Origin of the sequence: Ruegeria haliotis, from assembly GCF_013377785.1 — a bacterium.
Classification (GTDB): domain Bacteria; phylum Pseudomonadota; class Alphaproteobacteria; order Rhodobacterales; family Rhodobacteraceae; genus Ruegeria; species Ruegeria haliotis.
This window is the reverse complement of record NZ_JABXWT010000012.1, coordinates 97017-121304: the sequence shown is the minus strand read 5'-3', so window position 1 is coordinate 121304 and position 24288 is coordinate 97017. Positions and strand designations below refer to the sequence as shown.

General features: G+C 56.3%; 25 protein-coding genes and 1 tRNA gene. 11 read left to right on the top strand and 15 right to left on the bottom strand.

Going from position 1 to position 24288, the window contains the following annotated elements:
* Positions 1-185, top strand: a 185-nt coding sequence (locus HW561_RS23710; protein WP_211198676.1) for a hypothetical protein, incomplete at its 5' end; no start/stop codon positions are given.
* 295 nt (positions 186-480) lie between these two features.
* Here HW561_RS23710 and HW561_RS17425 read toward each other — a convergent pair.
* The 9 genes from HW561_RS17425 to HW561_RS17390 all read right to left on the bottom strand — a co-directional run bounded on the left by HW561_RS17425 (position 481) and on the right by HW561_RS17390 (position 10446).
* Positions 481-1566 carry a zinc metalloprotease gene (locus HW561_RS17425; RefSeq protein ID WP_176866642.1) on the bottom strand — a complete coding sequence of 362 codons (1086 nt, stop codon included), beginning with the start codon at positions 1564-1566 and terminating at the stop codon, positions 481-483.
* A 65-nt stretch (positions 1567-1631) separates the two neighbouring features.
* Complete coding sequence (locus HW561_RS17420; RefSeq protein ID WP_176866641.1) at positions 1632-3689, bottom strand: choice-of-anchor B family protein; 2058 nt, start codon at positions 3687-3689, stop codon at positions 1632-1634.
* A 10-nt stretch (positions 3690-3699) separates the two neighbouring features.
* Entirely contained in the window at positions 3700-4311 is a 612-nt protein-coding gene (locus HW561_RS17415; RefSeq protein ID WP_176866640.1) for a superoxide dismutase family protein, read from the bottom strand.
* A 447-nt stretch (positions 4312-4758) separates the two neighbouring features.
* The gene (locus tag HW561_RS24005) at positions 4759-4989 is read right to left on the bottom strand and encodes a LysR substrate-binding domain-containing protein (protein WP_235962961.1); all 231 of its coding nucleotides are present in this window, start codon (positions 4987-4989) and stop codon (positions 4759-4761) included.
* Between the two features lie 90 nt (positions 4990-5079).
* On the bottom strand, positions 5080-5199 hold the full coding sequence (locus HW561_RS24000; RefSeq protein ID WP_235962965.1) for a helix-turn-helix domain-containing protein: 120 nt from the start codon (positions 5197-5199) through the stop codon (positions 5080-5082).
* Positions 5200-5704: 505 nt separating this feature from the next.
* On the bottom strand, positions 5705-6571 hold the full coding sequence (locus HW561_RS17405) for an IS110 family RNA-guided transposase (RefSeq protein WP_235962960.1): 867 nt from the start codon (positions 6569-6571) through the stop codon (positions 5705-5707).
* A gap of 491 nt (positions 6572-7062) precedes the next feature.
* Entirely contained in the window at positions 7063-8946 is a 1884-nt protein-coding gene (locus tag HW561_RS17400; protein WP_408015397.1) for an SLC13 family permease, read from the bottom strand.
* 954 nt (positions 8947-9900) lie between these two features.
* A tRNA-Ala gene (locus tag HW561_RS17395) sits at positions 9901-9976 on the bottom strand.
* 143 nt (positions 9977-10119) lie between these two features.
* A complete protein-coding gene (locus HW561_RS17390) occupies positions 10120-10446 on the bottom strand; it encodes a TIGR02300 family protein (RefSeq protein ID WP_176866639.1) in 327 nt (108 codons plus the stop codon).
* 100 nt (positions 10447-10546) lie between these two features.
* On the opposite strand from HW561_RS17390, the gene HW561_RS17385 reads away from it, so the two are divergent.
* The 3 genes from HW561_RS17385 to HW561_RS17375 all read left to right on the top strand — a co-directional run bounded on the left by HW561_RS17385 (position 10547) and on the right by HW561_RS17375 (position 13184).
* Positions 10547-11242: a M48 family metallopeptidase gene (locus HW561_RS17385; protein WP_235962959.1), complete on the top strand. Its 696-nt coding sequence runs from the start codon at positions 10547-10549 to the stop codon at positions 11240-11242.
* A gap of 30 nt (positions 11243-11272) precedes the next feature.
* The gene (locus tag HW561_RS17380; protein ID WP_176866637.1) at positions 11273-11920 is read left to right on the top strand and encodes a GntR family transcriptional regulator; all 648 of its coding nucleotides are present in this window, start codon (positions 11273-11275) and stop codon (positions 11918-11920) included.
* Positions 11921-12044: 124 nt separating this feature from the next.
* Entirely contained in the window at positions 12045-13184 is a 1140-nt protein-coding gene (locus tag HW561_RS17375; RefSeq protein WP_176866636.1) for a lytic murein transglycosylase, read from the top strand.
* A gap of 4 nt (positions 13185-13188) precedes the next feature.
* Here the strand turns inward: HW561_RS17375 and HW561_RS17370 are convergent, their stop codons facing one another.
* Together HW561_RS17370 and HW561_RS17365 are read right to left on the bottom strand one after the other, a co-directional pair.
* The gene (locus tag HW561_RS17370) at positions 13189-14151 is read right to left on the bottom strand and encodes an acetyl-CoA carboxylase carboxyltransferase subunit alpha (protein WP_176866635.1); all 963 of its coding nucleotides are present in this window, start codon (positions 14149-14151) and stop codon (positions 13189-13191) included.
* Positions 14152-14406: 255 nt separating this feature from the next.
* The gene (locus HW561_RS17365; RefSeq protein ID WP_176866634.1) at positions 14407-15003 is read right to left on the bottom strand and encodes a LysE family translocator; all 597 of its coding nucleotides are present in this window, start codon (positions 15001-15003) and stop codon (positions 14407-14409) included.
* Positions 15004-15076: 73 nt separating this feature from the next.
* Between HW561_RS17365 and HW561_RS17360 the strand changes: the two genes are divergently transcribed.
* Complete coding sequence (locus HW561_RS17360) at positions 15077-15529, top strand: Lrp/AsnC family transcriptional regulator (RefSeq protein ID WP_176866633.1); 453 nt, start codon at positions 15077-15079, stop codon at positions 15527-15529.
* A gap of 121 nt (positions 15530-15650) precedes the next feature.
* A complete protein-coding gene (locus HW561_RS17355) occupies positions 15651-16226 on the top strand; it encodes a PA14 domain-containing protein (protein WP_176866632.1) in 576 nt (191 codons plus the stop codon).
* Between the two features lie 77 nt (positions 16227-16303).
* On the opposite strand, the gene HW561_RS17350 is transcribed toward HW561_RS17355, so the two are convergent.
* On the bottom strand, positions 16304-17266 hold the full coding sequence (locus HW561_RS17350) for an L-malyl-CoA/beta-methylmalyl-CoA lyase (protein ID WP_176866631.1): 963 nt from the start codon (positions 17264-17266) through the stop codon (positions 16304-16306).
* A 296-nt stretch (positions 17267-17562) separates the two neighbouring features.
* Between HW561_RS17350 and dgcN the strand changes: the two genes are divergently transcribed.
* The 3 genes from dgcN to HW561_RS17335 all read left to right on the top strand — a co-directional run bounded on the left by dgcN (position 17563) and on the right by HW561_RS17335 (position 20471).
* Positions 17563-18564 (top strand): N-acetyltransferase DgcN, encoded by a 1002-nt coding sequence (gene dgcN, locus HW561_RS17345; RefSeq protein WP_176866630.1) that lies wholly within the window; start codon positions 17563-17565, stop codon positions 18562-18564.
* A 70-nt stretch (positions 18565-18634) separates the two neighbouring features.
* On the top strand, positions 18635-19600 hold the full coding sequence (gene dgcA / locus HW561_RS17340) for an N-acetyl-D-Glu racemase DgcA (RefSeq protein WP_176866629.1): 966 nt from the start codon (positions 18635-18637) through the stop codon (positions 19598-19600).
* A gap of 10 nt (positions 19601-19610) precedes the next feature.
* Positions 19611-20471 (top strand): D-amino-acid transaminase, encoded by an 861-nt coding sequence (locus HW561_RS17335; protein ID WP_176866628.1) that lies wholly within the window; start codon positions 19611-19613, stop codon positions 20469-20471.
* A 59-nt stretch (positions 20472-20530) separates the two neighbouring features.
* Here HW561_RS17335 and HW561_RS17330 read toward each other — a convergent pair whose 3' ends face one another.
* From HW561_RS17330 to HW561_RS17320, 3 genes are all read right to left on the bottom strand, one after another.
* Positions 20531-20845, bottom strand: coding sequence for a DUF1244 domain-containing protein (locus tag HW561_RS17330; protein WP_176866627.1), 315 nt, complete (start codon positions 20843-20845; stop codon positions 20531-20533).
* Between the two features lie 109 nt (positions 20846-20954).
* Entirely contained in the window at positions 20955-21194 is a 240-nt protein-coding gene (locus tag HW561_RS17325; protein ID WP_176866626.1) for a DUF6868 family protein, read from the bottom strand.
* An 86-nt stretch (positions 21195-21280) separates the two neighbouring features.
* Positions 21281-22018, bottom strand: coding sequence for an N-formylglutamate amidohydrolase (locus HW561_RS17320; RefSeq protein ID WP_176866625.1), 738 nt, complete (start codon positions 22016-22018; stop codon positions 21281-21283).
* 118 nt (positions 22019-22136) lie between these two features.
* On the opposite strand from HW561_RS17320, the gene pyk reads away from it, so the two are divergent.
* Positions 22137-23582 (top strand): pyruvate kinase, encoded by a 1446-nt coding sequence (gene pyk, locus HW561_RS17315; protein WP_176866624.1) that lies wholly within the window; start codon positions 22137-22139, stop codon positions 23580-23582.
* Between the two features lie 265 nt (positions 23583-23847).
* Positions 23848-24285: a universal stress protein gene (locus tag HW561_RS17310; RefSeq protein ID WP_176866623.1), complete on the top strand. Its 438-nt coding sequence runs from the start codon at positions 23848-23850 to the stop codon at positions 24283-24285.
* Positions 24286-24288: the final 3 nt, after the last annotated feature.

The following is a 24288-nucleotide window of genomic DNA, read 5'->3' as shown; positions in this document are numbered from 1 at the left end:
ACGGAACTCTGTCTCCTACTCGTGGGGTCGGGCCCATTCCTGCCGTTGGCCAACTGGTCAAGATGCTGCGGTGCAGCTTCCCCAAAGCAGACATCGGCATGCAACGCGCGGGGGTCCGCTCGGTGCTGATAGTTCCTAGTTATCGTGACTTGATCAGCTTGAGAACTGGCCCGCTTTCGTCTTGAAGTTCGACTCTGCTTCGCGCGTCAAGATTTTCAAATGTCACCTCCAGTGTACCGCCCTGCTCAGTGGTACCGGTCCAGTGGCCTTGTGTAACCCGACCGATGTCATTCGAACCGATGCCAGCGGCCTTGACGGTATGGTCAGGATAAAAGGCGAGTTGTGCCCGTCCTCGGCTCGGCGGCAGTGGATAGTCTGAGGGACGAAAGACCTGAATTCCCTCCTTATCCTCCTCAGGGACATGCACCCATCGACCCAAGACCTTTTCCTGCTCTTCGTTCACACCTCAGTACCTCGCCCCTAGACCCAGCCTACTCCGTCGAAACGCATCTCGATCTCATCGCCTGCTTCCGCGTGCCGATCGATAACGTCCATGTTGGCGCCGGCCAGAAGGAATTCCTCCGTCGCTACGGACTCCAGCGCATCCGATTCCGACAGTGCCTTTCGAGGACCAGCCAGTGCTGCGTTCATCCGCTCGAGCTGTCCGGCTGAAAACATGACCATGGTGTCGTCGTTCACATAGTCCATGTAGTTCATAAACATGTCGCCGTTCGGGCCGTTATTGCAGCTGATTAGAGGAAAGCTCTCGTTCGTTATGCTCGAGCCTGAATTCGGACCGGCTTGGTTCGGTGTGTCCGAAATGTTATCGGAGCCGAGGCAGCCGCCGTTGTCGTCACCCCAGATGTGAAGCAAATCCAAGAAATGCCCAACTTCGTGCACCGCCGTGCGTCCCAGGTCAAACGGCGCCAGCGCCGTGCCGCCACTTCCGAAGGCGGTGTTGTTTATTACCACGCCATCCGTTGCCGCCGGGCCGCCCGGAAACTGCGCATAGCCCAAGAGGCCACCCTCGATCTTGCAGACCCAAATGTTGAGATAGCGGTCGCGAGGCCAGGCAGCCTTCCCGAATTCATCGTGCTTGATGAGGCTGTCGAGCTGTGCCGTGGCATTGTTGTCAAAGGGATCGTAGGGGAACTCGGTTTTGGAGGTCCAGGTTCGCGTAATGCCAGAGGTCTCAAGGTGTTCAGGATCGCGTTTGGCAAGGCCGAATTCGATCAGCGTGTCGACCGCGAACATCTTGAATGCATCCGGAATATCGACGCGATCGGCATTGCGGGCACGGAAGTCGCGATTCAGCGCGTCGATCTGGCTGTCGATCTGCTCCCTGCTGATATTATCCGCATCGTCGTTGAAGAGCACGTGTACGACCACCGGAATACGAATGATGTCGGTTCGAGGTTGGGTGCGAGCGAGGCTCGAAAGGGCTTCGATTCGCCGCCTGTTGGTCCGGTAGGTCTCATCGGTCTGCGCCAGATAATTGTGCTGTTGCATCGCGGCGCATTGACGCCCCTCGATGGTGGTTGCCTTTGATTTCGTCTTGCGTGCCATAATTGGTTTCCTCACTGAATTGATGATTGATAAAGTTTTGGGCCGCGCTGCTAAGCAGGCTTGTCCTATTGCCGTTTGAGCATGAATAGACCGCCCTCGATATCGCTAACGAGAATCGTACCCGAGGGCAGGAATGGATAGGTTCCCCAAGCGCCGTTGAACTCAGCGTCGTCGGCGGAGGCTTCGATGTAGGTGTCGAAGCGCGCCAGTTCCTCTGGATTTATTGCGACCAGGTTCACAGGATCCGAAATGTCCAGGACAGTCAGTCCGCGCCGGTAGGTCGAGACCAAGTACTCGTCGCCTAATGTGAATCCATTATGATCGATGGCACGCGTCGGCCCGGTCCAGGTCGCGGCGATCGTCGGCGCTTCGAGATCGCGAATGTCCAGTACCCGGATCGTTGTATTGAGGCCGCCATCCGCCTCATCCAACTCATCGTGGATCAGCACGAAGTTCTTATCCTCGGTCCACCAGCCGGAATGGATATATTCACTTTCGGAATAGGTTGCCGAGCCCAGCTTGCGAGCATTGCCCTTTTCCGTGACGTCCCAAATGTCCACCGTGTCTTCGGAATAATCAATCAGTACTTCGCACGGACTTGCGGCGCAGGCTGTCGCTCGATCGTCGTCGATATTCAACGTTGTCGCATCATGCGTGTACGAAGACTCCGTCGGCGGCGATTGCACAACTACTGGATTGATCGGATCGCTCACGTCGAGGATAAAAAAGGCCCCGATCGTCGATGGATCGCCGAAATTGGAACCAAGAATATAGACGAAAGGTGTCAACCCTTCCAGTGCGGCCCCGGTACTGTAATCGACGTTCGAAATATAGACGTTGTGCGATATATCTACCAGGTCGAGCGTCGCCGCTGCGCTGATGCTGTTTGGCAAGTCCGTGAGATCGATGACGACGATACCGTGACTTTGCGCGCCGGAATCGTCTGCAGTGACGTAAGCATAGGCCTTCCATCGATCCTCGCTCTCGTCGAAGGTCTGATAGACCTTCACGTCCCGCCAAATAGTCGGCAGCCCCGGAACGGTGCCTATTTCAGCCGGGTTTTCGGGATCTGTGACATCCACCACGGCCGTCCCGTTCTGCAGTCCGATGATTGCATATTCGCGGTTGTCGTTTAGGTCGCGAAAACCCCAAATGTCGTTGGCATCACCGGGTTGCGAGGAGAAGGCCCCAAGCGGCATCTGTGCGACGCGGTCGATCCCCTTGCAGGGGTGCCCGTCGGCCAGTCCGTCGATGCATTTGGCCGGGCCCTTGATCTCGCTGCTGCGCAGCGCCGGCGCAATCGAACGGAACTTGCGGTCCTGTTGCAGCCGGATGCCGTTGCGCGCTAGCTCCCCGCGATCCAGGTCGGGTGGACCGCTTACAACCGTAGCAAGCGCCGCCACGTTTGGCGCCGCCAGCCTTGCCGCGAAGCCGCTTGCCCGAGCAAAACTTCCCGTCACCACGACTTGTCGAGCCTGAGCATCGGCCAGCGTGTCTAAGTCCAGGTCAAATTGGCCCTCGGACACCCGGATCTCCTGACCATCTCCGGCCCGTGAAACAGCGTAGGCGATTGTCTGGCAGGGCGCACTTGGGTTTGTACAGTCACCGGTGTCTGCCCCACCTTGAGAGACATATCCGACAGGTCCATCCGGTGCGTCCGCCTGCGCCAGAATCACTTTGGCATGCGGATCCATCCGGCCATGCGCTGTCTCCGGCAACAAAAAGAACCCAGCTTCTGCCAGCCTGAAGCGGAAATCATCAGCCGGACCGGTAAGGAACGTAATCCTGGGATCGTGTACCTGCCTTTCGAATCCCCTGTCTGGGTCGTAGCCACCCCGGACCCGTACTACGCGGCCAAGCAGTTTCAGAGCATCCTCCTGTCGCTCGGTCTCGAATTCGAAGGTCCCATAGGCAACGCGAATCTCATCGCCCTTCTCCGCTTTCGAAAGTGCATAGGCGATGGTTCGGCACGGCGTGGCGGGATCGACGCATTTACCTGCATCGACTCCCATCTCAGCCACATAAAGGCTGGGATAGCCATCCCCGTGGGACGAGGCCACGACGGGAAAAAGGGCCGTAGCTAGGCTGGCCAAGGTTACACAATGCAAAGCTGCAGTCGGCATAGGTTTCTCCTCAATCTGGAAAAATGGCGCAGGCAATCTTCGGGCCTCCACCGCTGGGCAGACGCGGATCGTCGGTTGTCTCAGGGTGAGCATGGAGGATTAGGGAACGGCCTCGGATTTGCCCGACGTGCAGCCGATAGCTCAGAATGCGGGTATCTGTTGTCCCGCGCTCATTGGTGTAGACAGCCGGAAGATCGCCGAGCGGCCTGAGATTGCTAGATTGCTCGCCAGGATCTGAGCTTTGCCTGGCCTTTCCGTCCCGTACTGCCGGCATGTGCTGCGTGCCGACCATATCAGCCATAGCTCCATTCGGGTCAAAATGCCCGCCGGCCGCGCCGCCGGCGACCGAAACGCCGTTCTCAATCGCCGGACCGCAGTCTGGATTGTCATGCACATGCATGGCATGCCAGCCAGGCGGAAAGGGATCCAACCAAAGGCGAATCTCTAACGAGGCCTCCCGTTGCACCGCGACAACGGTCCCGATTTGCTCGTGCACGCCATCAGTAGAGATCCGATATACCGGTGCCAAAACCATCTCGGCTGAACTTGGCGCCGCCAGCAACACCAAAAGAGTCGCGATAGCATATTGCAGAAAAGAACTAAGCGCGCTCGAGTTACTCATAGCTCCTATCTCGGTGCCAAAATTAGCATTGCCACAATACAATATCCGACCGACAAGAACTGAAACCACACGTCGGACAAACGACTTCGAAAATCTTAGTGTCAGTACCGCTAGCCCGTTTAAATTGGGAATACCAACGCTGGTAGTGTTAGAATACGGTGAGAATCTTACCACAAAAAACCGATCAAATCCAGCGACCCAAAGATCGATTGTCTGCACCGTTTTCAGTCAGCGGAGCCATCGGTCTAACCTCCGGCACAAGGGTGCTATAGGCCAACGTGAGCCAATTGCCAGAGCAAACTTTGAACACACAGGATACAACATGGACAGCTAGATGGTCATCGGTTCGATGTAGCCGTCTGCTGGCGAGCGCCACAAGGATCGCGTCCGACGAGCGCCTCGGCTATGCACCCAAGTGAGGTTTACTTGCCGGCAGCACATAAACATTCATTCAGATCGGAACTCGGGTAGCCGCCGTTCCAGAACTGCGGCTCTGAGATTGACAGATATGTCCACTGTCAGGTCCACATTGACCCGAGGAAACTGCGCGCTGAGGGCTTGAATGAAGGCGGGTAACCGGGCCTGGGCAATCGTTTCCGATGCGCCAATGCGAAACAGCCCTTCGGTCTCCGCCGGATTTGCGACGCGCTGTTTAATCTCTTCCTCGACGAACAGCATCTGCTCGGCATAGCTCAGGAGTTGCTGTCCTTTTTTGGTAAGGATTAGGTCCCCAAGCCCACGCTCAAACAGCTTGGATTGCAGTTCATCTTACAAGTTGGCGATGCGCGGTGACACCGCAGGCTGAGATAGATGCAGCCTTTCGGAGGCCCTGCGAAAGCCGCCGAGCCGTGCAACCCATAGGAAAGTACGCAGTTGTTCGAAGGTCATCGGCATTCGCTTTCCATATCAAAATAAAGGTATATCGATAAGCCATAGCTCCCCCATCCACAATGTCGCTAGGCTATGCGGAGTTGCCGAAATTGAGGAGCAAGCGCGAATTGCGGCCATTGATAAAATGCGCAGCATTGGTCGGTATGGAGTTCAGTGGAGACTTCAGATAACGCGCAGCATCCTGCAGACAGGCCGATCTGGGATAGATGAGGACGGCCCTATGCGGACTTTGAGCGACGTTCAGCGCTGCTGCGTTGCGGCCTACAGAACCGGTTCTCTGATCGCGGTTTTGTCAAGGGCGTTGGATTTGTTGTCCACCGGGGTCTTGGTTCTCTCCGAAGTCAGGTGATGCTGCTTCATGATGGCGTCCAGGGCTGATCGTCTTGAATGTCATTCACGAGGTTGGGCTGGTTCCGCCACCTCGACCGCTTTACGCGAGATCGATCTGCCTCCGTCCCGGAGGACGCCAAACCCACTCTATCCTTGGCGGGTATTCTGTTTGTCAGGTTGCAGGCTCCTTTGTCCAGGTGAACTCGGTTCCATTGCGCCTGATTGCGTGGAGGATCACGGCTATTTTGCGCGCGGTTGCCACAGCGGCCTTCTTGAAGCCTTTGCGCGTACTGAGGCGGATTGCCCGGGATTTGAGAGCTGAGAACCGCCTGACCTGTGTCATCAGGGACGTGGCGGCGGACACGAGCAATCGACGCATCTCGGCATCCCCGCATTTGGAGATGCGGCCTGTTCTGTCGATCTCACCCGATTGGTATCGTCGTGGTGTCAGTCCCAGGAACGCGCCGACATCGCGCGACCGGCGGAACCGGCTTGCATCATCTATTGTCGCAATGAAGTTTAGCGCGACCAGCGGCCCAACACCCGGCACGGTCATGAGGCGACGTGCCAGTGGGCTCTGTTTGGCAACATGCATCAATTCATAACTCAGCATTTCCGCCGAGGCGCAAAGCTTTTTGTGGATCGGGATCATCGTTTGCGCCAGAAGCTCCAACATTGGATCACAAGAACCAGCCTCGGCGAGTTGTTCGCGGAACCCTTGTCGATAGTGCGCGCGTAGAACAGGCGTCATGCGAATGCCGAAAGTCTTCAGGACGCCGCGGATATGAGCTTCAAGATTCTTGTGCATGCGGATCAGTCTTTCCCGCGCTGCAATTAATGCTCGCACGCGGTCCGACGCTTCACTACGAATGTGGACCTCGGTGAACCAGCCGGTCCGCGCCAACTGTGCCAATCCTTCCGCGTCAGCCTTGTCCGATTTGTTGAGACGTGCAGACAAAGCCTTATGCGCCATACGCGCGTCGATACAGGTGATCGGCACCGCTCGGCGTGCAAGTTCACGCGTCAGCCAGGTGGCCATTATCCCGCTTTCATGCACCACGCGCTCCACATTGGGGGCCTTCCGCGAAATCTATTCTGAAATGGTATCCGGTTCTGCCGGAACAGACGCCGATGCAAGACCGTGCCTTCCGCATCCACAACGCAAACCGAAACTTCTTTCAATGAAACGTCGAGACCAACATAATGGCTCATGGTCGTTCTCCTCACGGCTTTTGATTGGTGAGGCTGATAATATCAGACCTCGGTTGTCCAAGGAGAGCAACCACCGCGATCACACCATGTCATTCGCTGTGACAGCGAAATCCGACAAGGAACCAATTCACACTCCGCGGATTAAGCCGCCATAATATTTTCCGCTCATTTCCGTTTTTGAACAGTTAATTTGGTTGCCTCAGTGGGACCCGCCTTATTAGATTTTGGGCCATCAGACGGTGCTTCCAAAATTCAAAGGTCACTGGATGCAGTAAACTCTGATACGCAAAAATTTGATTGTTGGCCGGTTCAAGAAATTCAGTAAATTACGTTGAGCATCAGTAAGGAAACAACTAGGAACAGAACTGTCATGACCCCACCTGAACGTACAAAGTCCATAACCTTATAGCCCGCGGGCCCCATAATCAGAGCGTTTACTTGGTGGGTCGGAATGATGAAGCTGTTTGAAGTTGAAATTGCTACGGTAAGTGCAAAGACGGCTGGGTTACCACCCGCCGCCACAGCAATCGAAACGGCAAGGGGCACAAGCAACACGGTGGCTCCCACGTTTGACATAACGAGCGAAAAAGCAGTAGCGAGTATTGCGACGCCGGCCTGAAGCGCCCAAATTGGCCAACCATCCAGAATGATCATTATTTGTTGCGCAATCCAAGCTGCAGTTCCAGTATTTTGAACGGCTTGCCCCAGCGGTATAAGGCATGCGAGTAGGAAAACAGTATTCCACCCGACCGCGCGATATGCTTCGTCCACACTAAGCACACGGGTGAGCATCATTCCGGCTGCGCCAGTCAACAGGCAAAGCGATAAGCGAACGTCGGTGAACAATATCAGCGACAGCGAAATCGCAAAAAAGGCCAAGGCCCAGCCGACCTTTTGCGGCCGCAATTCATCCTGCGGAAAATCCGTTGTTACGACGACAAAGTCTGGGTCCCGCTTGATCCGCATCAGGTTGTCCCACCTGGTATGTGCAACAAGCATATCGCCTGCCCGGAATTTCTCGAGCCCGATCTGAGTGGGCTCATGTGTTTCGGTCTCCACGTGGCTGAGTGTTTCTTCTCCTCGATGGATTGCAAGCAACGACATGCCATATGTTTTGCGAAACAAAAGCTCGCGGGGGCACTTACCAATCAGCTTGCTGTCTGGCGTCACAACAACTTCGGCTATTCCGGCATTGGTAGGTGCAAATTCTTCAACGAAGATGTCCAACTCCGGAAGAACAGTCAGACCGAATTTCTGGGCAAATTCCTCCACATCCCCCCAATTCCCTATGATCGCAAGCCTGCAGGGAGCGGCAATCTCGGCCGTCAGAACCTGAACCATCGAAGTCTTTCCGCGAAAAAACGTCGAAATTATGTAGAGATGGTTTTCATGGTTGATATCCGCCAACATCTGCCCCACCAGCGGACTCTCTGCGGGCACGACCACCTCAAATACATCTGCTTTGAGCCCATAGACCCGTTGCAGGTACTCTTGTGTTCCCTGTCCAGTGCCCGTGTTGTCAGACCCGGCATCGCCAGGTAGTACCCATCGGCCAAGCAGTAAAAAATACGCAATCCCGGTAAGGACTAAGACAACGCCGATGGGCGTCACTGAAAAAAGTCCGAACGGCTCGATTTTTTGCCCATCAGGCAACCCCTGGTTTGCCGTTTGGACCAGATCATTCAGCAAGATAAGCGGTGAAGATCCAACCATCGTCATTGTGCCACCCAAAATGGCGCAAAATCCCATTGGCATCAGCAGACGTGAAAGTGGAATCCCTGACCTTGACGATATCCGGCTGACAACGGGCAGAAAAAGTGCGGCTGCCCCCACGTTCTGCATAAAAGATGAAATAACGCCGACGGTGCCCGAAACTATCGGTAGGACTCTATTCTCGGCTGTGCCGCCGTACTTCAAAATGACCGCTGCGACCTTGTTCATGATGCCAGTTTTGTCCAGCCCCGCGCCCACGATCATTACCGCGATGATAGAAATAACGGCATTTGACGCAAATCCGTCGAACAAGTGCGGAACATCTGCGAGCTTTTCAAGCCCTGGCGCGTAACTAAGCAGACCAACAATGACCAGAACTAGTATGGCAGAAAGGTCTATCCTGACAATTTCGGAAACGAACAGGAAAACGGTAAACGCCAACAGCGCGCAAACTACCCCCATCTCGAACGTAAAGGCCACATGTTCCACAGAATTCACCAAGACGTTGTCTTATTTTAATTTGTTGTGAACAATTAGACTATCGTGTTGGCCTTGTCATGACGTTTCAATTTTCACTTAGTAAACGAAATAAAATTTCATGGCGTAGCAGTGGACTCTAACCCGAGCTACGGCTTCGACCAATAATTTCTCGGGGTAGCGTAAAAAATGAATGATTCTTGCATAAAGTTGAGCTCGTCCCATTGCAGACATTCGCTTGTTCAAAATTCCGGACGTCTGATTTCCTAAGCATAGTCTCGTCTTCGCCGAGTTTCTTTAGTTGATGCCTGAAACTTCCGTTGTGGGACTTCATCTGCAATTCGCGAAAAGTGTCCACAGCGATGAACCAAGGATCACCATTCATGTCCACAACTCGAATGTCGTTGCTGTTGAAGTCAAAGGTGGTCAGTGCCTTTCCCATTTGTCGGGGCAAGCGATAGAGTAACCCTACGAGTGTTTAGCCGCCTGTTGTACAAGCTAGGAACCCACGGGGCACAGTGTCAGCCTGTCAGGGAACTCAGCCCACATCGGAGCGTCAGCCAACGCTCCGTGATCCCATACAACTACACCGCCGTTGGTTACGTTTTTTGATTTAGCGTCGGGTGTTCTAAAGCGGTTGATCGTACTGGGGTCCAACTCTGGGAAACTGACCTTCTCCAACTCGGAAGATAGCTTCTCAAGAAGAACCTTTCCGCTGCCGTATCGTCCTGCCATCCCGCCAAGAGAATGGCCTTGCAGAAGGTCGGCTGTTTCGGAAGGGACACTGCTGTTTGGGTAAGTTGATGTTATGTCTGTAGGGATGGCTGCGCGATGATAGTAGGCGTCGCCACGTCGATAGAGTCGGGGGTGTCCGGGCATCTTCTCAGGCGCCTTCACTGTAACAGACTCGTTCTTAAGCCCTTGTTATCTATGGAAATAAAGTCAAATCAACAACTTATGAAGATTTGGTGGAGCCTAGGGGAGTCGAACCCCTGACCTCTTGCATGCCATGCAAGCGCTCTCCCAACTGAGCTAAGGCCCCATACAGGTACCGCTTTAGCGGTGGCCGGATATTTATGAGACAGCGTCGACTAGTGCAAGTCAAAATATTGAGTTGAACAAAAAAGTTTCAGCCCGAAACGCCCCAATGTGGAATGAGGCGGCTAATGCCGCCTCAGGTCCGTATTAGCTTTCGTCTTCCGACGGCATATCGGTGATGTCGTCCAGCGACACGTTTTCGCTTTCGTCGTCGTCATCATCCAGAAGATCGTCGTCCAGCTCGACATCGACATTGTCGCCGTCATCGAGAACCAGTTCCTCTTCGGATTTGTTTTCACGTGCTTTGGCCGAAGCGGCATCTTCGGCATCGGCTGCAATCATCCGGCTTTTGCCGGTCTGAAGCTCCACCATCTCGCCAGTGTAGGGGCTGATGATCGGGTCCTTGTTCAGGTCATAAAACCGCTTACCAGTGGTCGGGCAAACGCGCTTTACGCCCCATTCTTCCTTGGGCATGTCAAATCCCCTTGATATCAGGTGGGTTGTCTAAATGATTCAGCTCACCTGCCACAGGCGGCGAGCACTGTCAAAGCCTTTACGCGGGAGAAGTCAGGATATGGGGGAGCACGCATTGCCCGGGACACCACCGGTGCCGCTGACGCTGCGCAAATCGGCGCAGGCGCGGCGAATAAGTCTGCGAATTTCCCAGTTGGATGGGCGGGTTACGCTGACATACCCACACGGGGTTCCCGAATCCGAGGCCTTGAATTTCGCCCGTACCAAAGAAGAATGGATTCGGCAGCATCTGCAGGGTCAACCTGATCTGGCCGAGGTGCAACTCGGACAAATCATTCCGATCGAAGGAGTCGAACGGCGAATCGTTGCGGCATCCGGTCGACGGGTTTTGCTGCAGAGTGATGCGATCGCGGTTCCGACCGGGTCCGAAACGCGTCGTCTGGCTCGGTTTCTGAAAGAGCTGGCGCGGGATCGTCTGACCGAAGCCTGTGATGATTATGCTGCAATCCTGGGTCGTCCGTACAGCAGTTTGACGCTGCGCGATACGCGATCCCGCTGGGGGTCATGCAGTTCCCATGGTGGCCTGATGTTTTCCTGGCGCCTGATCCTCGCACCGCCTGAGGTCCTGCATTATGTCGCGGCGCATGAGGTGGCACATCTGGCCGAAATGAACCATTCCCCCGCCTTCTGGGCGCAGGTTGAACGGATTTTTGGCCCCTATGAAAAGCCACGCCGTTGGTTGCGCGACAATGGTGCAGAGCTGCACCGCTACAGGTTTGATGCATCGCCGAGTTGACCTCGTGGAGATTTGTGATCACATGGGGAAATGTTGAATACACGTCCTACGGAATCTCAAACCGCCACACATGACCGGGTGTATCGCGCCCTTCGATCACGGATCATGCATGGTGAAATCGCCCCCGGTCAGGCGCTGACGCTGCGCGGGATCGGTAAGGAATTTGGCGTGTCGATGACGCCTGCGCGTGAAACCGTGCGCCGTCTGGCCGCCGAAGGTGCATTATCCCTGTCTACATCAGGGCGCGTCTCGACCCCTGAGTTGACCAGTGACCGGATCGAAGAACTGGCAGCACTACGCGCACTGTTGGAAGTTGAGCTGGCCAGCCGGGCTTTGCCACGGGCGCATATCGCCCTGATTGACCGCTTGCAAAGCATCAACATGAGTGTGGCCGAGATGGTGACCAAACGCGATGCGGTCGGTTACATCCGCGCCAATCTGGAATTTCATCGCACGTTGTATCTACGTGCGCAGGCACCGGCGATGCTGGCCATGGCCGAGACGGTCTGGCTGCAACTGGGCCCGACAATGCGCGCGTTGTACGGCCGACTCAGACGCACTGAACCGCCGCATTATCACAAGCTGATGATTGCCGCTCTCAAGGCCGGAGACGAGCCGGGGTTGCGCTTGGCTGTGCGCTCGGATGTGACCCAAGGTCTGCGCCTGCTGGTGAGCTGAGCGGCATATTGCCGACAATCAGGCACACTCGAACATCAACGTCCGGTAAGAGGGTGTCGTTCTGGCTTGCGCGTGCGGACTGCGCTACTCTGAAGCAAATCACAAACAAGAGCAGTTTTTAGTCATGATCAATCGACGGACCTTTTCTATGGGACTTGGGTCAACTCTTCTGGCGGCCTGTTCACGCGGGGGGGTGTCGTCTAAGGCGCCTGCCTCTCGGATGAAGCCGGTTCCAAATGCGGGATGGGATGCTTGGGTCGCCGGATTCAAGGGGCGCGCGGCGTCTCAGGGGATATCCCAGTCCACGATCAATAGCGCCTTTCAGGGTGCAGGATATCTGCCCGAGGTGATCGAGCGCGACCGCAATCAAGTCGAATTCAAGCGCTCGCTCGAGGATTATCTGGCCATCGCCGCCTCGGATGAACGGATCAGCACCGGCAGGCAAATGCTTCAACGCCATGGTGGGACCTTATCACGTATCGAGTCTCAATACGGCGTCGATAAAGAGGTCGTAGTGGCCGTATGGGGGCTCGAGAGTCGCTATGGTGCACGACGTGGCGATGTGCCGGTTGTGTCAGCGCTATCGACGTTGGCCTATGACGGACGGCGAGGGCAGTTTTTTGAAAGCCAACTGGTGGCTTCGATGAAGATCCTTCAGAATGGGGATACGACGCCCGACAACATGACCGGCAGCTGGGCCGGCGCGATGGGGCACACGCAGTTTATCCCGACCTCTTATCTGGCCTATGCGGTGGATTTCACCGGTGATGGGCGGCGCGACATCTGGTCAGACGACCCCACGGACTCGTTGGCGTCAACCGCCGCCTATCTGGCGCGGGCAGGTTGGGTGCGCGGGCAGCCGTGGGGCGGCGAAGTTGGGTCCGCTGCGGCCAATTCCGGAACTCCGGTTGCTGTGTTGCAGCCTCAGACCCCCGGTCCCCGGATTGCGGTGTTCCGCAATTTTCAGGTGATCAAGCGCTATAACAACTCGGACAGCTACGCGATTGGTGTTGGTCATCTGGCTGACCGGATTGCAGGTGGGGCGCCGTTTCAGGCCTCGTTCGGGCCAGACGCGACCGGTCTGACACTGGAAGACCGTAAAGAGCTGCAGCGCCGCCTGACGTCAGCTGGCTATGACACGCAGGGCGCGGATGGGGTGGTTGGAAAGAATACGGAATCGGCCATCAGCGCCTATCAGCGCGCCAATGGCCTGGCAGTCACTGGAAAGCCTTCGGTAGAGTTGTTGCGCCGGCTGGGTGGCTGACGGATCAGGCCGCCAGCCCTTTTGAGCCGATATCCAGAAATTTCTGGCGGCGGTCCTTGATCAGGGCCGCCGGATCTTTATCACTCAGCTCTTCCAGCATGTCTGCGATCGTCGCACGTACGGACTCGACCGCAGCAGTGCGATCACGATGAGCGCCGCCCTTGGGTTCGGTGATAATCCGGTCGCAAACACCCAGCTTGTGCAAGTCCTGAGCTGTCAGGCGCAGTGCTTCGGCTGCTTCGCGCATCTTCTCGGCATCTTTCCACAGGATCGAGGCACAGCCTTCGGGCGAGATGACCGAATAAACCGAGTGTTCCAGCATCGCGACGCGGTTCGCTGTGGCAAATGCCACCGCGCCGCCTGACCCGCCTTCGCCGATGATGACGGACACCAGCGGCACACCGATCTTCAGGCACATTTCGGTTGACCGTGCGATGGCCTCGGATTGACCACGTTCTTCGGCCCCTTTGCCGGGATAGGCCCCGGCGGTGTCGATCAGCGTAATCACCGGCAGTCCAAACCGGCTCGCCATTTCCATCAGACGTACGGCCTTGCGATACCCTTCAGGTCGGGCCATGCCAAAGTTCCGTTCGATCCGCGACTTGGTGTCCGAGCCCTTTTCGTGTCCGATCACCATCACCGGCTGATCATTGAATCGGGCCAACCCGCCAATGACGGCCAGATCGTCGGCAAAATTCCGATCACCGGCCAGAGGTGTGAATTCCGTGAACAGGGCATCGACATAATCATTGCAGTGAGGCCGTTCGGGGTGCCGCGCCACCTGACATTTCCGCCATGGGGTCAGATCGGCATATAGCTCGTCCAGTAGCTTGGCAGCCTTGGCATCCAGTGCGGCGGCTTCTTCGGCCACGTCCATTTCTTCGTTGGCGCGGGCCAATGCGCGCAGTTCTTCGGCCTTGCCTTCGATCTCGGCCAGGGGTTTTTCGAAGTCCAGATACTGAGTCATGACGCCTCACTTGCGTGAAATTTCCTAGCTATATGCCGTTGGCTTGCCTCAGATGCAACTAGATGGGGCAAGAGTATCGGACAGAGATGCCTAAAGCACTTCATCCCAGTCGTCCGGTTTGTCGGCTTTATTGCCGTGGACTGATTAACAATTGAAGATCGCTGAGGCCGGATGGCTCATCAATTCCAGCCTGGTAAGGCCTGAGGTAAGACACATTTCAACAATCGGATCGGCCGCGTTGGGTGATGTGGACGCTCAGTTTGGCCAAAGAATCGGGTAAAGTGAAGCGACAAGCAGCCCGGCCATAGTCCAGTTGAACACCAGCAATCGGCGCGGATTGGTCAGGACGCGGGCCATCTGTTGGCCAAGTACGGTCCATGTGCTGACCGAAGGCAGGTTGATTGCCCCAAACACCACGGCAACGACCACGATTGCGTTGAACGTCTGTTCTGGCGCGTAAGCCGTGGTGGCTGTCAAAGCCATGGCCCACGCCTTTGGGTTCACCCACTGAAATGCCGCGGCCTGCAAAAAGGTCATCGGAGTGCCCGACGTCGCCTCTCCCTGCGCTGGGGCGGCATGCGCGATCTTCCATGCGAGGTACAGCAGGTAGACCACCGATCCGCCTTTGAGGACCGAGTAGCTAAGTGGATATCGGTCGAAAATTTGCACCAAACCGGTGCCGACCAAAAGAACCATGAAAGTAAACCCCAGGCCAATTCCAAGCATATGAGGAATTGTACGGCGAAATCCAAAGTTGGCGCCCGAAGCCATCAGCATCAAATTGTTCGGTCCCGGCGTAATCGAGGACACAAAAGCAAAGGCGATCAGGGCCAGAAGGATGTCATAAGTCATATCGCGGATAATTGACGATAAAGCGGCAAATGAAATTGCGTTTTCGCGCGCACAAATGATATTTTCACAATTAATGATAAAGATAGATCAAATAAACCGCCAGATATTGCGCGAACTCTCTCGGGATGGGCGCATCAGCAATCTGGAATTGGCAGAGCGTGTCGGCCTGTCCCCCTCGGCCTGCCTTCGCCGTGTGCAGGAGTTGGAGCGTGCCGATGTGATCACCAGCTATCGCGCGGTGTTGAACCCTGCTGCGTTGGGCGTGGGTCTGGTCGCATACATTGGCGTCGGGCTTGGAGAGCATACCAAAGCCGCACAGGAAGGGTTTGAACGCGCCCTGCAGCAGGTGTCCGAAGTGGTCGAATGCCACAACGTCACCGGAACCATCGAATACCTGCTGCGCGTCGAATGCGCGGATCTGCCATCTTACAAGTTATTCCATACGGAAGTGCTGGGAACTCTGCCCCATGTGACGTCAATCACCTCATATGTGGTTATGGGGTCACCCAAGGATTTACGGGCCTGAAAGTTTGAAATTGTGAAGTTTCACGCTCTTGCAGGGTAAAAAATCACGTCCTAATGTCATCTCAATGACGCCGCCACGGGAATAAACCTAGCTAATCGGGCGCGCACACAGGGAGATGACGATGAAATTCCTTCGAACAGGGGCGTTGGCAGTTGCCATGATGATTGTCGCAGGGGCGGCGTTTTCTGCACCGCTGAAATTGCAACCAGCCAGCCCGCAACCCAGCCCTAAGGCCGGACTGGATGTGAAATATGCGTGGAACGGCACGCAGCGGAAAATCCGGGATCTCAGCCATGCCAAGCAAGTCATGTCCAAGGCTCAGCCCGGGCAGCCCTTGCGCGGGTTGGACTATCGGGACACAAACAAGGGTGAACCGGTTCTGACATTCAACGAGGCCTACAATGTCGCGGCTGAGATCACCGGCTACATTCGTTTCGATTCCTCGGGGATTTACGAGCTGGAAACGTGGTCGAATGACGGGATCGAAGCCTACGTTGGTGGCCAGAAGATCGGCTATGTCAGTGGTATTCAGGGGTGTGAGGCCAATCAATTGACGGAAGTTGAGGTGCCTCAGGCGGGATGGTATCCGATCAAGATTAGCTATTTTCAGAAACTGGGAACCTCTTGCCTGATGATGAAATGGGGCAAGCAGGGGGAAAAACTCACCTGGACACCTAACGATGTCTTTGGTCGCTGACACCGGGCTGAGTGGTTAGGATTACAAAAAAAGGCGCCGGGTCGGCGCCTTTTCTATGTTCTGTTTCACCGTGGGCGTCAGCCGTTTGCGGCAATCAATTCGGCCTGCGCGACGATGACTTCGGCTTGTTTGATCGACGCGATATCGACCAAGCGGCCTTTGTAGACGGTCGCGCCTTCGCCATTGGCCTTGGCCTGCTCCATAGCGGCCAGAATTTCGCGCGCTTCGGATACGGCCTCGTCTGACGGGGTGAAGACTTGATTGGCCAGTGCGATCTGCTTGGGGTGGATGGCCCATTTGCCTACCATACCCAAAGTCGCCGAACGCTTGGCCTGCGCAATGTAACCCTCGTCATCTGAGAAGTCGCCAAACGGCCCGTCCACCGGCAGCACGCCATGTGTGCGGCAGGCCGCCACGATGGCGGTCTGCGCCCAATGCCATGGGTCCGACCAGTGCTTTTCGCCTTCGCGCAGCATGTAGTAGTTTTCCTGCGTGCCGCCGATGCCGGTTGTCTGCATACCCATCGAGGCTGCGAAATCGGCCGCGCCCAGGCTCATCGCCTGCAATCGGGGTGATGCTGCAGCGATTTCCTCGACATGGGCGATACCAGCGGCGGATTCGATGATGACCTCGAAGGAAATCGGTTTGCTCCGCCCTTTGGCGCGTTCGATGGCCGTTACCAGCGCGTCAACGGCATAGACATCCTCTGCACATCCGACCTTTGGGATCATGATCTGATCCAACCGGTCTCCGGCCTGTTCCAAGACATCGACCACATCGCGGTACCAGTAAGGGGTATCCAGCCCGTTAATACGCACGGATATGTATTTGCTACCCCAGTCTACGGTGTTCAGAGCCTCGATCACGTTGGCGCGGGCGGCATCTTTGTCTGACGGAGCGACCGAGTCCTCAAGATCCAGATTGATCACGTCCGCGGCCGATGCCGCCATCTTTGGAAACAGTTTTGTGTTTGAGCCGGGGCCAAACAGCTGACAACGATTTGGGCGGGCCGGAGCGGCAGGTTGGATGCGGAAACTCATCTGGACCTCGTGTGAGTAATGAAATTACGATTTCTTTGCTCATTGGGGTATTAAATTGCGTGCGTTTACACAAGCGCCATTGTGCAGCTGCGGCAATGCCAGTGCAGAATACACAGCTGTTTAGCCCAGTGATGAGTGACTAAAGTTTAATCAGTTTAAAAACTTCGAAGGTATTTGCGCAATATTGTAAAATCTTGCAAGAATTTTGCGCGCAGCCATTGGTTGCAGGATTAGAATGCGAAACGCTCGTTGTGACGGTTCTCTAGCGTATGCCGGAATCAAAGGAGTGCACCGCAATGATCGAGACACCGTATCTGCTGTTTTTGGGCGATGCGCCCGACCAATTGGCGGCCAAAGTGGCTGTTGGCATCAAGGACTGGCGCCCGGAAAATGCCGTGGGTCAATACCGGATGGAAGGCTGCAGGGCTGACTTGGGTTTGACTGATATGTCGCTGACTGAGGCACGTGAAGCCGGGGCCAAGACTTTGGTGATCGGCGTGGCCAACCGGGGCGGCGTGATCAGCCAGGAATGGAAAAAGGTTCTGGTGATGGCGCTGGAGGAAGGCTTTGATCTGGCGTCGGGCCTGCACAACCTTCTGCGAGATGAGCCAGATCTGGTTGCCGTGGCCGAAGCGACCGGGCGTAGCCTGCACGATGTGCGTGTGCCGGAGGTCGATTACCCGATCGCAAATGGCATCAAGCGCAAAGGCAAGCGGTGCCTCGCCGTCGGAACCGACTGTTCGGTCGGCAAAATGTATACGGCCTTGGCGATGGACGCCGAAATGCGCAAGCGCGACATGAAGTCGACTTTCCGGGCGACCGGCCAGACCGGTATCCTGATCACCGGTGACGGTGTGCCACTGGACGCGGTGATCGCTGATTTCATGGCAGGTTCGGTTGAATGGCTGACGCCGGACAATGACGATGACCATTGGGATCTGATCGAAGGGCAGGGGTCGCTGTTCCACGTTTCGTATTCTGGTGTGACCATGGCGCTGATTCATGGGGGTCAGCCTGACGCGCTGATCCTGTGCCATGAGCCGACGCGCGAACATATGCGTGGTCTACCGACCTATCAGTTGCCATCGCTGGAAACCCTGCGCGACACGGCACTGAGTTTGGCGCTGGTCGCAAACCCGGATTGTCAGGTGATTGGCATCTCGGTGAACACGCAGCACATGAGCGAGGACGACGCCGGCGCCTACCTGGCCAAGCTTGAGGCCGAAATGGGCCTGCCAGCCACCGATCCGTTCCGTTTTGGCTCGGACAAGCTGGTCGAGGCCCTGGCGGCGATGTAAGGACGATCAGGCACCGTGCAGCGGCAATTCTGGCTGCGCGGTGCCGGAACAGACAAACGAGGGAACAGGCATGCAGATAGACGTTTCGCGGGATGTGTTCCGGCTGGCGCAAGTGTTCACCATTTCACGCGGGTCGCGAACGCAGGCCGAAGTTCTGACCGTTCGCATCTCCGACGGTGCCCATCAGGGTTGGGGCGAATGCGTGCCCTATGCCAGATACGGTGAAACGCTGGCCTCGGTTGAAGCCGAGATCGCCGGGTTACCCTCGGATTTCAGCCGCGACAGCCTGAAGGATCTGTTGCCAGCAGGGGCTGCGCGTAATGCTGTAGATTGCGCCCTGTGGGATCTGGAAGCAAAGCGTGCGGGAAAACGTGTCTGGGAACTGGCGGGCCTGCCCGCGCCGGGGCCAGAAATTACCGCGTACACTCTGTCACTTGATACATCCGAGGCAATGCAAGCGCAGGCCGCTCAAAATGCCCATCGCCCGCTACTGAAGATCAAGCTGGGAACGCCTGACGACATGCCGCGGCTTGAGGCCGTTCGGGTGGGCGCCCCTGATGCAAAAATCATCGTGGACGCCAACGAAGGTTGGTCGGCAGACGTGTATGCCGATCTGGCCCCGCATCTGGTGCGACTTGGTGTTGCACTGGTCGAGCAACCTCTGCCCACTGGCGATGACGATGCGCTGATCGGGATGGACCGCCCTGTGCCGGTTTGCGCTGACGAGTCCTGCCATGACCGCACAAGCCTGCCTGCCCTGAAAGGCAAGTATGATGTGGTGAACATCAAGCTGGACAAGACCGGCGGTCTGACCGAAGCGTTGGAGCTGCGCAAGGCTGCTTTGGCCGAAGGATATGACGTCATGGTCGGGTGCATGGTTGGCAGTTCGCTGGCGATGGCACCTGCGACACTGGTGGCGCAGGGTGCGATGGTGACGGACCTTGACGGCCCGCTTCTGTTGGCCGAAGACCGCGACAACCCGCTGACTTTTGATGATGCCGGAGTATACCCGCCCGAAGCGGCGCTCTGGGGCTGAGGAGACGAACATGACCCGCACCGTATATGTGAATGGACAATACCTGCCCGAGACCGAGGCGAAGGTCTCGATCTTCGACCGTGGCTTCCTGATGGCGGACGCCGTCTACGAAGTAACCAGCGTGCTGGATGGCAAGTTGATCGATTTCGAAGGTCACGCGGTTCGGCTGAAGCGGTCTCTGGATGAATTGGACATGGCCGCGCCGTGCAGCAAAGAAGAATTGCTGGAAATTCATCGCAAGCTGGTCGAACTGAATGGCATCGAGGAAGGCTTGATTTACCTTCAGGTGACGCGCGGCAGTGACGGGGACCGGAATTTTGTCTTTCCGTCTGATGACATCAGGCCCACCATCGTTCTGTTTACCCAAAATAAACCGGGTCTGGCGGACAGTCCGGCCGCCCGCAAGGGTGCCAAGGTCATCTCGATCGAGGATATCCGCTGGGGCCGTCGCGACATCAAGACTGTCCAACTGCTCTACCCGTCGATGGGCAAGATGATGGCCAAGAATGCCGGCGCAGATGACGCTTGGATGATCGAAGACGGCTATGTGACAGAGGGCACCAGCAACAACGCTTATTTCGTCAAAAGCGGCAAGATCGTCACGCGCCCGCTGTCCACCGACATCCTGCATGGTATCACCCGCAAAGCCGTGCTGCGCATGGCAGCCGAGGCGCAGATGGAAGTCGAAGAACGTCTGTTCACCATAGATGAGGCGAAAGAGGCAGACGAGGCCTTTACCACGTCGGCCAGCGCTTTTGTCATGCCGGTGGTTGAGATTGACGGCGTGCAATTGGGTGACGGAACACCGGGTCCAATCGCCAAACGCCTGCGCGAGATCTATCTGGACGAAAGTCTCAAGGCCGCGATCTAAAGCAGTAGTCTAAAAAAGGCCCGTCATTTTGGCGGGCCTTTTTTGCAACTGATCGAGCCTTAGCTTTTCTTGCCGACATTCTCTTCGAATGCGACCTCGAATGCCGCCTGTTTTTCGGGGCCGGCATCCGTTTGGTAGTTGGCCTTCCATTCATCCATGGTCATGCCGTAAAAGATCTGGCGCGCCTCGTCCTTGCCCATCTCGATGCCTTTTTCATTGGCCGCTTCCTGATACCAGCGCGACAGGCAATTCCGGCAGAACCCGGTCAGATTCATCATGTCGATGTTCTGAACATCGGTGCGATCTTCCATCAGGTGTTTTTGCAACCGGCGAAAGGCTGCGGCCTGAAGTTCGATTTCGGTTTGCTGATCCATGGTCGGGCTCCGGATGATTGGCGTGGGTTCTGTGACTGACCTAACAACCCAAAGACCGCGTTTCAACAAACAGACCCGGCTCTCGGGTCGCTCAGCGCGGTGACGATCATCAGGTCAGTTTCAGGGCGACCCAAGGCATCAGGCAGAAAATGGTCGTAAGAATTTTATAGTTGGCCAGATACCTGAAATAGGCCCTTTTGACGTCAGCCCTTTCCATTTGAAACATTCGGCCATGAATGCCCGCGATCCAATCTTGCAGGACCACGATCATCAGGGTGGTAAACAACAAAAAAGCAAGGTTCAGGACTGTCATCCAGCCGAAGATAGTCGTCAGAAATTCCTGAGTCATCGCCGTCTCCTTTCCTTCATTATATGGGGGTCAAGGTGTGATCTCACAACAAAGTGAGGATCGAAATCGACCCGCTTGACTCTGTGTTACAAGCCGCTTTCGCCAAGTGCATCCTGAAGAACGCGGGCCAGTCGTTCCGCCCATTCGCGTTGTCCGGCATGATCCGCAATCAGATCGTTGCGCAGCTCGATCAGGGCGTTTGGGCGTCCAAACGCGGTACAATGCCGATCTATCGCATCTCCTGGCAGCACACCCGTGTAAGGTTCATTGACGCCGACACACAGGTCTTCCTCGGCTTGCAAGCGATTGATGAGGGGGCTCGCAAACCGCTCGTCCGGGGTGTGCAGGACCCCGACATGCCAGGGACGCGGGTCACGGCCACGCAGCTGCCGGGTGAAGGAATGCATTGACACGATCACCGCATGGGGCAGGGCCGCCAAGCGGGTCATGGCTTCGTGATAGGGGCGATAACACATGTTCAACCGCCGCTCGCGCTCGGATGCATCGGCGTGGCGGTTTCCGGGAATGATCGATCCGTCATACAGTTTCATCAACAAGGTCGGATCGTCCTCACCCCGGTTGGGGTCGATCACCAGACGCGAGAAGTTGGCCGCAATAACTGGCGCGTCGAGTATCTCACCCAGATGCTTTGATACTTCATAGGCACCGACGTCATAGGCGATGTGACGTTCCATATCCTCGCGCGGCAGGCCAAGGTCGCCACCATTGATTTCCGGAGGGACGGTATTGGTCGCGTGGTCACATGTGATTAGCCAGCGGGACGGGCGATCCTCGCCGTGAATAAAGAACGGAGTATACGTCATGTGCCTGTCATCTAGTTTGTCGCAGGTGTAGGGCAGTTGCCTGAGAAAGGGAATTGCGCAATAAGCAGTTCCAGACCGTGTTTGCGGTAACATTGAGCGATCAAGGAGAGCAAAACCAATGCGACGCCTGAGAAATGTGAAAATTGTGGCGACGCTGGGACCTGCGTCCAACGACTATGATACCATCCGTGCCTTGCACGAAGCGGGGGCAGATGTGTTCCGCCTGAACATGAGCCACGGCAGCCATGATGAAATCCGCGAACGCCATCGCATCATTCGGCAGGTGGAAAAGGATCTGGACAGCCCGATTGCGATTTTGGCCGATCTTCAGGGCCCCAAGCTGCGCGTGGACGTGTTCGCCAATGATGCCGAGGAACTGGAAGAGGGCGCAGCGTTCCGACTAGACCTTGATCCAGCTGCCGGGGACGCAACTCGCGTTTGCCTGCCGCATCCTGAAATTTTTGCCGCGCTTGAGCCCGGCTCGCGTCTGTTGGTCAATGATGGTAAAATCCGGCTGCTCGTACAGGAATGCGGTCAGGATTTCGCCAATTGCACGGTCGAAGTCGGCGGCACGATCTCAAACCGCAAGGGTGTGAACGTGCCGGATGTCGTGCTGCCGTTGGCGGCGCTGTCGGACAAGGATCGCGATGATCTGGAGTTTGTCTGTCAATTGGGTGTCGACTGGCTGGCGCTAAGCTTTGTTCAACGCGCCAAAGACGTCTTCGAGGCCCGCTCGCTGGCCGATGGCCGCGCCGCCATCCTGTCGAAGATCGAAAAACCCGCCGCAGTTGAGGCGTTTGAAGATATCCTTGATGCATCGGACGGCATCATGGTCGCTCGTGGCGATCTGGGCGTCGAGCTGCCGGTGTCTGCCGTACCTCCAATCCAGAAACGTCTCGTCCGCAGGTGCCGCAGCGCAGCCAAGCCAGTGATCGTGGCAACCCAGATGCTCGAGAGCATGATTGAAAGCCCGATGCCCACCCGCGCCGAGGTTTCGGATGTTGCCACAGCGATCTACGAAGGCACAGACGCTATCATGCTCAGCGCGGAATCCGCAGCCGGCGCCTATCCGATCGAGGCGGTTCAGACCATGAATAAGGTCGCCATCGAGGTCGAGGCCGACCCAACTTATACCCAGATCATCGCCGCATCTCGTACGGCAAAGGGGACAACCGTTGCGGATGGTATCGTCGCTGCGGCCCGCGAGATTGCTGAAAAGACGGACATCAAGGCAATCTGCTGTTTTACACAAAGCGGAACCACTGCCTCGCTGACCGCCCGTGAACGGCCCGGTGTTCCGATCATTGCCATGACGTCGCAGCGGGGAACTGCGCGGAGACTGTGCCTCAGTTGGGGTTGCAACTGTGTGATGACACCCGAATTGCAACGGTTTAAAGGCGCCGTTGTGAATGCAGCGCGAGCGGCACGCGCCGGAGGGTTTGCTACCGAATCCGATCAGATCGTGGTGACAGCAGGTGTGCCCTTCAACGTGCCCGGCACGACCAACATTCTGCGCGTCGCGCCCTGCGATGAGCGTCTGATATACAGTACCGATCCAGAGTGAACCGGGGCCAGAGCCCCAATCACCTGCAAAAAGTCCTGGCAACGGCCGCATCTGATGCGGCCGTTGTTTTGAATTTAGGGCTACAAAGATCGTTGATTTTAATTGGAATTTGACCGCTAAGGATGAATTTGACAGAATGCATTTCATTTTCAGGTGGAATTTCCTGATAACCAACCTAAGGGCGGTCTAAAATATAAGTTCCAAGTTCCGGCTGCTCTGCCGGGGGCACGGGTCCCGGGTAAACCAACAATAACGGAGGAACGAGATGACAACTAAAATTGTCATAGGATTGGACGGGACAGAAACCGGAGAGCGCGCGATTGCCTTCGCCAAAGACTTGGCCAAGCGCATCGGGACATGCGACCTGCTGGTTGCCTACGTGATCGAATGGTCCCCTTACACATTCCAAACGCCGGAAGAAAACGCCTTGCGCCACAAGCGGCGCGAAGAGGAGATTGATCTGGCGACAACACGCATTGTCACACCCGCGGTTGACGCTTTGAAAACGGCTGGGTTCGAGGCACATGGCATCGTGCGCCACGGCGACGTCGCGGAAACGCTGAACGCCATCACGGTCGAGCAGGGCGGGTCACAGATTGTTGTGGGCCGGGCTTCGGCAGACGGGTTCAAGAAACGTCTGTTCGGCAGCTCGACGCAGAATCTGGTCATGCACGCCGATGTTCCGGTCACTGTTGTGAATTAAGGG